The 12,224-nt window shown below is 59.8% G+C and carries 16 protein-coding genes and 1 riboswitch; of the genes, 7 read left to right on the top strand and 9 right to left on the bottom strand.

What is annotated here, in order from left to right:
* The first annotated feature begins 25 nt into the window (after nucleotides 1-25).
* Nucleotides 26-147: riboswitch (yybP-ykoY riboswitch) on the top strand.
* A gap of 87 nt (nucleotides 148-234) precedes the next feature.
* Nucleotides 235-819, top strand: coding sequence for a TMEM165/GDT1 family protein (locus TU73_RS15430; RefSeq protein WP_057012949.1), 585 nt, complete (start codon nucleotides 235-237; stop codon nucleotides 817-819).
* 244 nt (nucleotides 820-1,063) lie between these two features.
* Here TU73_RS15430 and TU73_RS15425 read toward each other — a convergent pair whose 3' ends face one another.
* From TU73_RS15425 to TU73_RS15410, 4 genes are all read right to left on the bottom strand, one after another.
* Nucleotides 1,064-1,882 carry a M48 family metallopeptidase gene (locus tag TU73_RS15425; protein WP_043050781.1) on the bottom strand — a complete coding sequence of 273 codons (819 nt, stop codon included), beginning with the start codon at nucleotides 1,880-1,882 and terminating at the stop codon, nucleotides 1,064-1,066.
* Between the two features lie 127 nt (nucleotides 1,883-2,009).
* Nucleotides 2,010-2,630, bottom strand: a complete 621-nt coding sequence (locus TU73_RS15420; protein WP_057012948.1) for an SOS response-associated peptidase — start codon at nucleotides 2,628-2,630, stop codon at nucleotides 2,010-2,012.
* 37 nt (nucleotides 2,631-2,667) lie between these two features.
* Nucleotides 2,668-2,928, bottom strand: a complete 261-nt coding sequence (locus tag TU73_RS15415; RefSeq protein ID WP_056845501.1) for a putative signal transducing protein — start codon at nucleotides 2,926-2,928, stop codon at nucleotides 2,668-2,670.
* Nucleotides 2,929-2,939: 11 nt separating this feature from the next.
* Nucleotides 2,940-3,122: a CPXCG motif-containing cysteine-rich protein gene (locus TU73_RS15410; RefSeq protein ID WP_057012947.1), complete on the bottom strand. Its 183-nt coding sequence runs from the start codon at nucleotides 3,120-3,122 to the stop codon at nucleotides 2,940-2,942.
* Nucleotides 3,123-3,254: 132 nt separating this feature from the next.
* Here TU73_RS15410 and TU73_RS15405 point away from each other — a divergent pair, with 132 nt between their 5' ends.
* Complete coding sequence (locus TU73_RS15405) at nucleotides 3,255-4,418, top strand: 1-acyl-sn-glycerol-3-phosphate acyltransferase (RefSeq protein WP_173668892.1); 1,164 nt, start codon at nucleotides 3,255-3,257, stop codon at nucleotides 4,416-4,418.
* Nucleotides 4,419-4,584: 166 nt separating this feature from the next.
* Here TU73_RS15405 and TU73_RS15400 read toward each other — a convergent pair whose 3' ends face one another.
* Nucleotides 4,585-4,842, bottom strand: coding sequence for a hypothetical protein (locus TU73_RS15400; RefSeq protein ID WP_057012945.1), 258 nt, complete (start codon nucleotides 4,840-4,842; stop codon nucleotides 4,585-4,587).
* A 182-nt stretch (nucleotides 4,843-5,024) separates the two neighbouring features.
* Between TU73_RS15400 and TU73_RS15395 the strand changes: the two genes are divergently transcribed.
* Nucleotides 5,025-5,234, top strand: coding sequence for a hypothetical protein (locus TU73_RS15395; RefSeq protein WP_043050775.1), 210 nt, complete (start codon nucleotides 5,025-5,027; stop codon nucleotides 5,232-5,234).
* Between the two features lie 57 nt (nucleotides 5,235-5,291).
* Here the strand turns inward: TU73_RS15395 and TU73_RS15390 are convergent, their stop codons facing one another.
* Nucleotides 5,292-5,876, bottom strand: coding sequence for a YajG family lipoprotein (locus TU73_RS15390; RefSeq protein WP_043050774.1), 585 nt, complete (start codon nucleotides 5,874-5,876; stop codon nucleotides 5,292-5,294).
* 183 nt (nucleotides 5,877-6,059) lie between these two features.
* Here TU73_RS15390 and TU73_RS15385 point away from each other — a divergent pair, with 183 nt between their 5' ends.
* Nucleotides 6,060-6,293 (top strand): hypothetical protein, encoded by a 234-nt coding sequence (locus TU73_RS15385; protein ID WP_057012944.1) that lies wholly within the window; start codon nucleotides 6,060-6,062, stop codon nucleotides 6,291-6,293.
* Nucleotides 6,294-7,018: 725 nt separating this feature from the next.
* Entirely contained in the window at nucleotides 7,019-8,527 is a 1,509-nt protein-coding gene (mqo, locus tag TU73_RS15380; RefSeq protein WP_057012943.1) for a malate dehydrogenase (quinone), read from the top strand.
* Between the two features lie 103 nt (nucleotides 8,528-8,630).
* Here the strand turns inward: mqo and TU73_RS15375 are convergent, their stop codons facing one another.
* The 3 genes from TU73_RS15375 to TU73_RS15365 all read right to left on the bottom strand — a co-directional run bounded on the left by TU73_RS15375 (nucleotide 8,631) and on the right by TU73_RS15365 (nucleotide 10,058).
* Nucleotides 8,631-8,918, bottom strand: coding sequence for a PA4642 family protein (locus TU73_RS15375; protein WP_057012942.1), 288 nt, complete (start codon nucleotides 8,916-8,918; stop codon nucleotides 8,631-8,633).
* Nucleotides 8,919-9,029: 111 nt separating this feature from the next.
* On the bottom strand, nucleotides 9,030-9,497 hold the full coding sequence (locus TU73_RS15370) for a WbuC family cupin fold metalloprotein (protein ID WP_057013073.1): 468 nt from the start codon (nucleotides 9,495-9,497) through the stop codon (nucleotides 9,030-9,032).
* Between the two features lie 3 nt (nucleotides 9,498-9,500).
* Nucleotides 9,501-10,058: a hypoxanthine-guanine phosphoribosyltransferase gene (locus tag TU73_RS15365; protein ID WP_046070938.1), complete on the bottom strand. Its 558-nt coding sequence runs from the start codon at nucleotides 10,056-10,058 to the stop codon at nucleotides 9,501-9,503.
* Nucleotides 10,059-10,221: 163 nt separating this feature from the next.
* On the opposite strand from TU73_RS15365, the gene upp reads away from it, so the two are divergent.
* Together upp and TU73_RS15355 are read left to right on the top strand one after the other, a co-directional pair.
* Nucleotides 10,222-10,860 carry a uracil phosphoribosyltransferase gene (gene upp, locus TU73_RS15360; protein ID WP_017138223.1) on the top strand — a complete coding sequence of 213 codons (639 nt, stop codon included), beginning with the start codon at nucleotides 10,222-10,224 and terminating at the stop codon, nucleotides 10,858-10,860.
* Between the two features lie 2 nt (nucleotides 10,861-10,862).
* Nucleotides 10,863-12,137 (top strand): uracil-xanthine permease family protein, encoded by a 1,275-nt coding sequence (locus TU73_RS15355; protein ID WP_057012941.1) that lies wholly within the window; start codon nucleotides 10,863-10,865, stop codon nucleotides 12,135-12,137.
* Nucleotides 12,138-12,224 lie beyond the last annotated feature (87 nt).

The following is a 12,224-nucleotide window of genomic DNA, read 5'->3' as shown; positions in this document are numbered from 1 at the left end:
CGAATGGGTTTTGCCTAGGCAGAATCCGCTGCGTCCTAGGGGAGTAGTCTCCCACGAGCGCCATGCTCGTCCGGCATACGTCAACATACTTGGTCAGCAGACCATGGCGTATGCGACCCAGGAGTCCGCACAGACGGACCGGGGTTTGACAAGACCTATGACACGCACACCTTACCCGGGGCGGGAAGGCTGTACGTGTCATAGCCGTGTCGACCCGCCCCTGGAAGCTACCTGATGCTGGATTCACTGCTCGTTCCTACCGCAATCGTTGCCTTGGCCGAAATCGGCGACAAGACGCAACTGCTCGCGCTTATCCTTGCCGCACGCTTTCGCAAACCCTGGCCGATCATCGCCGGCATTGTCGCTGCGACCCTGGCCAACCATGCGGCGGCCGGTGCCGTGGGGGCCTGGTTCGGGAGTTTCTTCTCGGACGCGGTGCTGCACTGGATCCTTGCCGCGAGCTTCTGCGCCACGGCGCTGTGGACCCTGGTGCCGGACAAACTCGATGATGACGAAGCCAGCACCACCCGCAAGTTCGGGCCGTTCCTGACCACATTGATTGCGTTCTTCCTCGCCGAAATCGGTGACAAGACCCAGATCGCCACGGTGATGTTGGCAGCGCAATATCCGGAGTTGTGGCTGGTGATTATCGGCACCACCCTGGGCATGTTGATTGCCAACGTACCGGTGGTTCTGGCGGGGAATTTTGCCGCGGAAAAACTGCCGTTGACCTTGATTCGGCGATTGGCGGCTACGGCGTTCTTTGTGCTGGCAATTGTGGCAGTGTACAAGGCCATGCAAAGCAGTGGCTGGCTGTAAACCGATCAGGGACGGGAGGAGCGGGCTTGCCCGCGATAGCGGCGTATCAGTCACTGAATCTGTTGCTGAACTGGCGTTATCGCAGGCAAGCCAGCTCCCACAGTGGTCGGGTGTTGCACTCAGAATCAGCGCCTGGCACAGAACCCTGTGGGAGCGGGCTTGCCCGCGAAGGCGAGGTGTCAGTCACTGAACGAGTCACTGAAACACCGCATTCGCGAGCAAGCTCGCTCCTACACGGCGTCGATCAGGACTTCTTGGCCTGCTGGTACAGCGGCATCACCTTCGGAATCGCTGCCTGCAACGAAGCGATGCGGCTGTCGGAAGCCGGGTGAGTGCTCATGAACTCCGGTGGGGCACCTTCGGAAGCCTTGGCCATTTTGTTCCACAAGGTGATCGCCGCGTTCGGGTTGTAGCCGGCACGGGCCGAGAGCTCCAGGCCGATCAGGTCCGCTTCGTTCTCATTACTGCGGCTGTTGGGCAAGGTCATGCCATAGTTGGCCACGGTATCTGCCAATGCCAGGCTGTCCTGGCCAAGACCGAATATCGCCCCGGCGCCCTGCTTGGCCATCTCGATGCCATAGGCCTTGGACATGGCTTCACGCCCGTGTTCGCGCAAGGCGTGGGCGATTTCATGGCCCATCACCGCCGCCAACTCGTCATCGGTGAGCTTGAGGTTGTCGATCAACGCGCTGTACACCAGGATCTTGCCGCCCGGCCCGCAGTTGGCGTTCATCTCGTCGCTCTTGATCAGGTTCACTTCCCAGTTCCATTGCGCCGCATCCGGACGGAAGGTGGGTGCCTGGGCAATCAGGCGCTTGGCAATGGCCTGCACGCGCTTGGCATTGGCGCTGGTCTTGTCCAGAACCCCTTTGCCGCTGGCTTCACCCAGGGTCTGCTGGTAGGACTGGGCATACATCTGGTCGACTTCCTGGCTCGACAGCATGCTGAACATGTACTGCTTGCGCTCTACCCCAACGGCGCCGCCGCTGGTGGTATTAACCGACTGACAACCCGCCAGCAGCATCGCTGCAACCAAACCACTTACAACCAACGACTTCTTCATGAACACGCTCCCTGAACACATGGCGCGTATCGTAGGCGGTCGTTTGTATCCGCGCCAGATACATCAGACATTTAACCATTGAATTTCGGACATATCCCACGGTGCAGATGACCTGGCTGGCATCGGTTCAAGCCGGGGTCAGGCACTCCGGCCCGTTGAGCTTCGGATCATTGACCATATTGGCCAGCACGCGCTCGCGTAATGCCGCGGGCTCACCGGCCAGCAAGCCCTGCAACACATGCAGCGGCGTCTCGGGGTCGAGCCACGCCGCCTGCCCCGCCGCATCCAGGATCAACGGGCGTCGCTGGCTCTGCGCCGCCTGGGTGACCACCGCCGCACTCAACCACACCTGTTCCTGTACCGGATACGCTTCCCAGATCGCGGCAAAGAACAGTGTGGAGCCCTCCCCCGGCGTCAGCCAATACGGACGCTTGCGCTGGGTGCCGCGCCACTCGTAGAAACCGTTGGCTGGCAGCAGGCAGCGGCGCTGGCGAAAGGCTTCGCGGAACATCGGTTGCTCGGCCAGGGTTTCGGCGCGGGCGTGGGCCGGGGTGCGGGAAAGGTCGGTGAGCCAGGGCGGCGTGAGGCCCCAACGGGCACGGGCCAGGGTGAGCTGGCCTTCGTTCAGGCGCTGGATCAGCACCGAATCATTGGGAGAGATGTTCCACTGGGCCTGCTGGTCGGCAGGGAAGCCGGGCAAGGCAGCAAAGGCAGGGTTCCAGCGAAACAGGGCATAACGTCCACACATGGGGCAACACGACTCTTGGGGTAAACCGACCGACAGCCTAACAGACCAATACGTCGGGGAAGCTGTCAGGTTCGTCGCCGGGCACTGGTTGCGCACCGATATAGGCGGTAATCAGCTCGCGGGCGTTGGCAGCCTGGTCATTGTCGACCTCCAGCCCAAGCAAGCCGAAGATCGGCAGTTCGCCGGTGCCACCGAGCAAATGGCGACCTACCAGGTGCGCCTCGATGCCTTCGCTGGCAAGCATCTGTTGCAGCAGCTCGCCTTCCATCAGGTTTTCCGGTTCATAGATTCGCTGCATGGGCGTACCTGTCATTCATTTTCGCTGCGGGTTTCAAGCATCCACTCGTCACCATGGACTTGCAGGTCGAACGTGATCGGCCGGCAACACACTTGGCAGTCTTCTATATAGGTCTGGTCACCACCAGACAAATCCACCGTTGTCTCGACCGGTTCGCCACAATAAGGACAATCGTACAGCGCAGTTTCCAGCATCGCAGTCTCCAAGGTGACTTGTGCGTATAATCGCCGGTCTATTTACAGGGCTATTTCCGGCTGAGCCAGTTTACTCACGCCGCTCCTGCTATTTCCTTTACTTACCCTAGCCGTTTCTAACAAGAGAGCATGATGGGCGAATTCGATACCATCCGACCTTACAACGACAGCGAAGTCCCGGCAGTGCTGGCGCGCCTGTTCAATGACAAGGCCTTTCTGGACATCCTGACCCACTTCCGCTTCCCGCGCTTTGCCGGCGCCCTGGGCTGGCTGCTCAAGCCGATGATCGCGCGCAAATTGCGCCGCGAGTTTGCCGGCGTCACCACCGTGGCCACGCTGCAGGACAAAGTCGAGTATTACGTCGACCACACCATTGACCGGGCGACCGACGGCGTGACCTACACCGGCGTCGAACAGCTCAAATCCGGCACCGCCTATCTGTTTTTGGCCAACCACCGCGACATCGTGATGGACCCGGCCTTCGTCAACTATGCCGTGTACCACGCCGGCCTGCCGACGCCACGCATCGCCATCGGTGACAACCTGCTGCAAAAGCCGTTTGTCAGCGACCTGATGCGCTTGAACAAGAGCTTCATCGTGCACCGCTCGATTACCGGGCGAAAGGAGAAGATGGCGGCCTATAACCTGCTGTCGGCCTATATCAACCATTCGATCCGCAACGACTGCCAGTCGATCTGGATTGCCCAGGCCGAAGGCCGGGCCAAGGATGGCGATGACCGCACTGAATCGGCGATTCTCAAGATGTTCCACGTCAGCCGCAAGGACGAGCCGTTTGCCGAGGTCATCCAGTCGTTGAACCTGACGCCGGTGTCCATCAGCTACGAGTACGACCCTTGCGATGCCGCCAAGGCCCGCGAGCTGTATATCCGCGCCACCACCGGCACCTACAGCAAGGCACCGGGTGAGGACGATGTGAGCATTGCCCTGGGCATCACCGGCTACAAAGGCCGGGTGCATGTGAATTTTGCGCCGCCGATCACCGAGCGCTTCGAAGATACCAAGCTGCTGGCAGTGGAAATGGATCGACAGATCCTCGGCGGTTACCGGCTGTTCCCGGTGCATTACCTGGCGTACGCGCAGTGGAGTGAGGCCGACCCGCAGCTGCAAGTGCCCAAGGCCGCTGATGTATTCCCGGCCGATGAGCTGGCCAAGGCCAAGGCGGAATGGGAGCGACGCCTGAACGAATGCCCGGCCGAACACCGCCCGTACCTGGTGGTGCAATATGCGACGCCGGTACGCAACCAATACCGAGTCAAGGCTGGGATCCCCCTGTAATAAATGAGCCCACAGGGGATATGTGGCAGGCGCTGATTCTGCGGCCCGTACATGACCAGTGTGGGAGCTGGCTTGCCTGCGATAGCGGTGGTTCAGTTAAAGATTCAGTGGCTGATACACCGCCTTCGCGGGCAAGCCCGCTCCCACATTTGGTTTTGCAGTGGAATTAGAAGTGGGTGCTGAGCCAAGACAGGGCCAGCGCCAATCCCAAACCAGCGAACCCCACACGGTAAGCCTGGCGATGCGCCCGTTCGGTGCGCGTGTCCAAAAAAAGCATCGGCTGGTCAATCGCGCGCTCTTCGCTGCGCAGGGCCAGGTCGGCCATTGCGCGTTGCGCGTGCAGGCGGGTGATGAACAGCACCAGGGCGCCCGAGCAGGCAACCAATAGGGCAACAGCATTGATGAACAGTGCAGGCAGCGCCATCGCAGACCTCGGCGGATCAGTGTTCGGGTATCAGTCCAGATACAAAGCTGAACGATAGTCGCCTCCTGCGCCTTTGATACTCCCTCCCCGTTGACGGCTAATGTATCCAGTAATTTACAGCGTCACCTGAACGTCACCTTAACAAGCCACCCTGTTGCCCTTCGACGCTTGAGGAGCTTGTCATGTTGCATGCGCAAAACCAGGACCGACTGTATCTGATCGCCCAAAGCGATGAGCAAGAGGCGCTGATCGGCAGCCTCGCGTTCAATGTCCAGGACCGCCACTGGCTGGTGTATTGCGCCCTCGGCGGGCACCAGCATGCCGACCTGCCGGAGTTGGATTTGCTTACCGGTGTGAGTGTGCTGGACTTTTATGTCGATACTGCGGCATGACCAATCGCAGGCATAAAAAAACCGGGCTCAGCGATGAGCCCGGTTTTTGCGGACAGCTTATTGGGCGCTGAGCAATTGGCCGATGCTTGGGTCCTTGAACAGGCGGGTCAAGGCATCACTGAGCACATCGCTGACCAACTTGGTGTTGGTTTCCTGGTTGGGCGACATCCCGAAGCGCTGGTTGAGCGAGGCGGCGTAGCGGCCGCTGTAGCGACGGGTGCCGGCGCTGACGTCGGACTTGAAGGTCGCACCGATGGACGCTTCGGTCACATACAGGCCTTCCTTGGGCGACTGATATTTCAGCTCGGCCAGGGTCACGGTCAGTTGCGGCACGCCTGGGGAGTTGGTCGGGGTAAAGCCCAGCAAGCGCACGGCGGCTTCAGCCTGGGCCTGCAACTTGGGCAGCACGTCCTGGCCGGTCACCGAAATCAGCGCAGTCTCCGGGTACAGGCCGCCACGCGAACCCAGGGTAGGCGACGGGCGACCGTCTACCACCCGCACCGACACCGGCTGGCCATGGCCTACCGCGGCCAATGGCGCAGTGACTTTAGGTTGCGGGCTGAGTTGTTGCGGGCTGTTGGCGCAGCCAACCAGGGTCAAACTGGTCACAGTGATCAAACCGAACAACAGGCGTTGCAACATACTCATTTCTCCAGGACTAGGTGCAGACAGGCCGCCAGTATAACGGTGCACGCGCGCCACTCACCAGCGATCCTGAACGGCGGCTGAAGGCAGGGTGCAAATTACAAATTCGCATAAATTCGTCACCCCAGTGTCATGCCACACTGGCAACCTTCAAGCATGTCACGCAATAGGTACCCAGCCATGCGCCTTCTCAAGACCCTGTTCATGTCACACAGCCGTCACCGCCACTTCGCCCTGCTCGATGCCCAAGGCCATTGCCAGGCATTCAAGCAGTGCAGCCTGCCGCCGGTCGGTGAAGGCTGGGTCGAAGTGACAGAGACTCACCTGGGCTGGATGCACCGCCCACTGCCGGCCAGCGCCCGGGTCAGCCCACAGGTTTTTCGCGCACGGCACCGGCAAGTGTTGGCCTCCTGACCGAGGCGCTAATAAAAGTCATAAAACACGCCCATTTCCTTGGCGTTCTTCGCTACAATCTCCCCCCGATTATAAGGACGTCTCCTGATCGGGCCTCGCAGCATCGTTAATGCCCAGGCATTAGCCCCCAAAATCGCCCACAGAGAGCCGCCCACACAGATCGAGTGAAGCTGGCGTGCTTGCTGTTTCCTTTGCAAACCACCCGTCTTTGTCGAATCTGCCAGAGCTGCCATTGCGCTCGGCCACTTGAGTTGTTTGCCCGTTTTGCCGCATGTCGGCAGAGGTTTGCGGGCCAGGTGCCAGGCTGGGCAGCCCTTTTTTGAGGTTCACGTCTTCAAAAGAGCGTGAAAAAACGGGTTTTCACAACTTCACAAGAGTGTGGCGAGCAAATGAATAGTTTGGCGTTTGTACAAGCACCATCAGCGTCTGGGGCAGCCCAATTACACAGGATCGAGCCTTCTTCAAAAACCGAAGCTTGAGCCTGTCCGCTACGGATTGGTTGCACGAATCGCACGCTTTGACCATAAGTCGAATTGCCACAGGCGCCCATGAATGCGTTCATAGGCAGATTAGCCCGGCAGGAAGCGTGTGCTGAAGTTGCAAAGAATTGCGAAACGGACATGGCGATCCTGGCCATGGGTAACCTGGGGCAACACGTGAACCGCCCCGTCACTCCTGGCAGCCATGCCGTCAATTTGGTGCTGCAGATTTTGGAGACGCGTTAAATGGCGCATAACGAAGCAGTCGACGTAGTACTGGTAGGGGCCGGCATCATGAGTGCCACCCTGGCCGTACTGCTCAAGGAGCTCGACCCCGGCCTCAAGCTGGAAGTCGTTGAGCTGATGGATTCGGGTGCCGCGGAGAGTTCCAACCCGTGGAACAACGCCGGTACCGGCCACGCCGGGCTGTGTGAGCTGAACTACACGCCGCAGGCCGCCGATGGCTCCATCGACATCAAGAAAGCCGTGCACATCAACACCCAGTTCGAGGTATCGAAGCAATTCTGGGCGTACCTGACCAAGAAGGGCACTTTTGGCTCCTCCAAGTCGTTCATCAGCCCGGTTCCGCACCTGAGTTTCGTCCAGGGCGACAAAGGCGTGTCCTTCCTCAAGAAGCGCTTTGAGACCCTCAGCCAGCATCACGCGTTTTCGGATATGCACTACACCGAAGACCGCAGCGAAATGGCCGAGTGGATGCCGCTGATGATGCCGGGCCGCCCGCTCGACGAAAAAATCGCCGCCACTCGCGTGATGAACGGTACGGACGTCAACTTTGGCGCACTGACCAATCAGTTGCTTGGCCACCTGACCAGTTCGCCGGACGCCCAGGTCAAATACTGCAAGCGCGTCACCGGCCTCAAGCGCAACGGCGCCGGCTGGACCGTGAGTATCAAGGACGTCAACAGCGGCAACAGCCGTGACGTCGACGCCAAGTTCGTGTTCCTTGGCGCCGGTGGTGCGGCGTTGCCGCTGCTGCAAGCCTCGGGCATCGAAGAAAGCAAAGGCTTCGGTGGTTTCCCGGTCAGCGGCCAGTGGCTGCGTTGCGATAACCCGGAAGTGGTCAAGCAACATCAGGCCAAGGTGTATAGCCAGGCAGCCGTGGGTTCGCCGCCGATGTCGGTGCCACACCTGGACACCCGCGTAGTGGACGGCAAGAAATCCCTGTTGTTCGGGCCATACGCCGGCTTCACCACCAAGTTCCTCAAGCACGGCTCGTTCCTTGACCTGCCGATGTCGATTCGTGCCGGTAACATCGGCCCGATGCTGGCCGTGGCCCGCGACAACATGGACCTGACCAAGTACCTGGTCAGCGAAGTACGCCAGTCCATGGAACAGCGTCTGGAATCCCTGCGCCGCTTCTACCCTGAGGCGAAAGCCGAGGACTGGCGCCTGGAAGTGGCCGGCCAGCGGGTGCAGATCATCAAGAAAGACCCGAAGAAAGGCGGCGTGCTGCAATTTGGCACCGAGCTGGTGGCGGCCAAGGACGGTTCACTGGCGGCGCTGTTGGGCGCGTCTCCGGGTGCCTCCGTCACCGTGTCGATCATGCTCGAACTGATTGAGCGCTGCTTCCCGCAGAAAGCGGCCGGTGAATGGGCGACCAAGCTGCACGAGATCTTCCCGGCTCGGGAAAAGATCCTGGAGACCGATGCCGAGCTGTATCGCAAGATCAACACGCAGAACAACATCAGCCTGGAACTGGTGGAGCAAAGCAACGAGACTGAAAGCTACGCGTGAGGTCGTGACGCAGAGCGTCGCAGGATGCATTCCCACGCAGAGCGTGGGAACGAGCGCAAAAAAAAAAACGCCCCCTCGGGGCGTTTTTTTGTGGCTCGGATAATCAGCCGCGGGCTTTGTCGATCAGCTCGATGTATTCGGCGGCGTTGCGCTGGTCCTTGATCAGGTCGACGAAGGTCTGGCCGTGCTCGTCCTTGCCATCCAGGTCCCAGCCTGCTTCTTTGAAAAAGCCCAGGAACCGTTCGAAGTCGTCGATACGCAGGCCGCGATAGGCCTTGATCAGTTTGTGCAGGGACGGCGACGTCGCATCAACCGGCTCGAAGTCCAGGAACAACTTGATCTGCTCGTCACCGATCTCGTCACCAATCACCTGTTTCTTATCTTTGCGCATTACCGACTCCAGCCTGCAGACATTTACACGGGGCTTGAAGTCTACCTGCGGCACGCAGGCTTCGGAAGCGGTGAGAAAGCAACGCCCCTCCCACATTTGGATCTCAGTGGATTAATCGAACTGGGCAAGCATCCAGCGATGATACTCAGCCATACCCGCCTCGCCTTCACGGGGCGCCCAGGTGGCCAGTTCGCCTTCGCCAACCGGACGGTAAGGGCCAGCCTTGCATTCAAACATCACGCTGTCCGGCTCAAGCACCACCAGGCCATGGAACACGCCTGGCGACAGGTCAACACCCTGGCACTCTCCTCCAGCCTGAAGTACACGCTTGCTCAACACCTCGCCCGTGTCGCTGAAAATCAGGATGCCCAGGCGACCTTTGAGTACCAGCAGGGTTTCAGCTTTATCAGCGGTCAGGTGGCGATGAGGCTGCACATAAGTGTTGGGCTGCAAGCCAACTGCCATGCGATGACAAGGCTCTTGCATCTCATGAAAGTTGACGTTCTGACGGCCACGGGGATTAGCGGCCGCTTTCTCGGCCAACTCAGCAAACAGGGTCTGATCAAGAAAGCGGGCCATCATTTACATTCCTTTAACGGCAAAAATGCCATTGGCGTTACGCCAGTAGCCCTTGTAGTCCATGCCATAACCGAAAATGTAACGGTCGATGCAGGGCAACCCGACGAAGTCGGCTTTCAACTCAGGGCGGGCCTTGCGGTCGTGGTCTTTGTCGATCAGTACGGCGGTATGCACTTTACGCGCGCCGGCGTGTTTGCAGAAATCGATGATCGCGCCCAGGGTGTGGCCTTCATCGAGAATGTCATCGATGATCAGCACATCGCGGTCGATAAACGAGACTTCCGGCTTGGCCTTCCAGAATAGGTCGCCGCCGCTGGTTTCATTGCGATAGCGGGTAGCGTGCAGGTAGGAAGCTTCCAACGGGAATTGCAGGTGTGTGAGCAATTTGCCGGCGAAGATCAGGCCACCGTTCATCACGCAGAAGACCACCGGGTTGGTGTCGGCCATTTCGCGGGTGATGTGTTCGCCTACCTTGGCGATCGCTGCTTCGACTTGCGCTTCGGTGTACAGGCAGTCAGCCTCGTGCATGATTTGACGGATATGCTCGAGATCAGCAGACATGGCGCTCTCCAAGGGGTGCTGTGGCAAGAAAAGCGGGCGAAGGTACGCTTCTCGTGCGCTCCAATCAAGCCTTTATGGACTAACGTACTTGATGTCTATAGGACAACACCCTCGGATAGATTAATCTAGGCCGGTTTTTTTGCCCGCCGCCGGAGCCTTTCCCATGCCCACTCGCGAGATCCGCCACCCGCTGATCCGACACAAACTCGGCCTTATGCGCCGTGCCGACATTAGCACGAAGAATTTCCGTGAGCTTGCTCAGGAAGTCGGAGCGCTGCTCACTTACGAAGCCACCAAGGATTTACCCCTGGAGACCTACGAGATCCCCGGTTGGGCCGGTCCCGTACAAGTGGAGAAAATCGCCGGTAAGAAAATTACCGTCGTGCCGATCCTGCGCGCCGGTATCGGCATGCTCGAAGGCGTCCTCAGCCTGATCCCGGGCGCCAAGGTCAGCGCCGTGGGCGTAGCCCGCAATGAAGAAACCTTGCAGGCCCACACTTACCTGGAAAAACTCGTCCCGGAAATCAACGAACGCCTGGCCATGATCATCGACCCGATGCTCGCCACCGGCAGCTCCATGGTCGCGACCATCGACCTGCTGAAAAAGGCCGGCTGCAAGGACATCCGCGCCATGGTGCTGGTAGCCGCGCCGGAAGGTATCGCCGCCGTCGAGAAAGCCCACCCGGATGTGCAGATCTATACCGCGTCCATCGATGAGCGCTTGAACGAGCACGGCTACATCATCCCAGGCCTGGGCGATGCCGGTGACAAGATCTTCGGCACCAAGCAGAAGGACGCGTGAGCATGCAGGATGAATTCAACGACCCGCTTTGGCGCCAGATCCTGTCTGGCGCACAGATGCTCTTCGTAGCATTTGGCGCGTTGGTGTTGATGCCGCTGATCACAGGTCTTGATCCAAACGTCGCACTGTTCACCGCAGGCCTGGGCACGTTGCTGTTCCAAGTGGTGACCGGGCGGCAGGTGCCGGTCTTCCTGGCATCGAGTTTCGCGTTTATCACCCCGATCATTCTCGCCAAGGGCCAGTTCGGCCTGGCGGCAACCATGGGCGGGGTGATGGCGGCCGGTTTCGTCTACACGTTCCTGGGCCTGGCCGTGAAGGTCAAGGGCACCGGGTTTATCGACCGGCTGTTGCCGCCAGTGGTGATCGGCCCGGTGATTATTTCCATCGGCCTGGCCATGGCACCGATTGCCGCCAATATGGCCATGGGCAAGTCCGGCGACGGTGCCGAGTTGATCCATTACCAGACGGCGATGCTGATCTCGATGCCGGCGCTGTTCACCACCTTGATCGTCGCGGTGTTCGGCAAGGGCATTTTCCGCCTGGTGCCGATCATTTCCGGGGTGCTGGTGGGTTTCGCCATGTCGTTCTACTTTGGCGTGGTCGACACCGCAAAAATCGCCGCTGCGCCCTGGTTCGCCCTGCCCCACTTCACCGCGCCGGAGTTCAACTGGCAGGCGATCCTGTTCATCGTCCCAGTGGCTCTGGCCCCGGCGATCGAGCATATCGGCGGTGTGATTGCAGTAGGCAGCGTGACCGGCCGCGATTACCTGAAAAAGCCCGGCCTGCACCGCACGCTGCTGGGTGACGGCATTGCCACCACGGCAGCGGGGATGTTTGGCGGCCCGCCGAACACCACCTACGCCGAAGTGACCGGCGCAGTGATGCTGACCAAGAACTACAACCCGAAGATCATGACCTGGGCGGCGGTGTTTGCCATCAGCCTGGCGTTTATCGGCAAGTTCGGCGCACTGCTGCAGAGCATCCCGGTACCGGTGATGGGCGGGATTCTGTGCCTGCTGTTCGGCTCGATTGCCGCAGTGGGCATGAACACGCTGATTCGCCACAGGATCGACCTGGGTGAAGCACGCAACCTGGTGATTGTGTCGGTGACCCTGGTGTTCGGGATTGGCGGTGTGCTGGTCGGCACCGGCACCGGCCCGGATGACTTCGGCCTCAAGGGCATCGCCCTGTGTGCGGTGGTAGCGATTGGTCTGAACCTGCTGCTGCCGGGCAATGATGGCTGGAAGAACAAGAAGCCTGACGAGCCGTTGATCTAATCCTTCCAGTTTTCTGGTGTAGCTGATGGCCTCATCGCGGGCAAGCCCGGCTCCCACAGGGCAATGCAGTTTCCTGTGGGAGCCGGG

It is taken from the genome of Pseudomonas libanensis, from assembly GCF_001439685.1.
Taxonomy (GTDB): Bacteria; Pseudomonadota; Gammaproteobacteria; order Pseudomonadales; family Pseudomonadaceae; genus Aquipseudomonas; species Aquipseudomonas libanensis.
The sequence above is the reverse complement of the archived record's forward strand: the minus strand, read 5'-3'. Positions and strand labels throughout refer to the sequence as shown.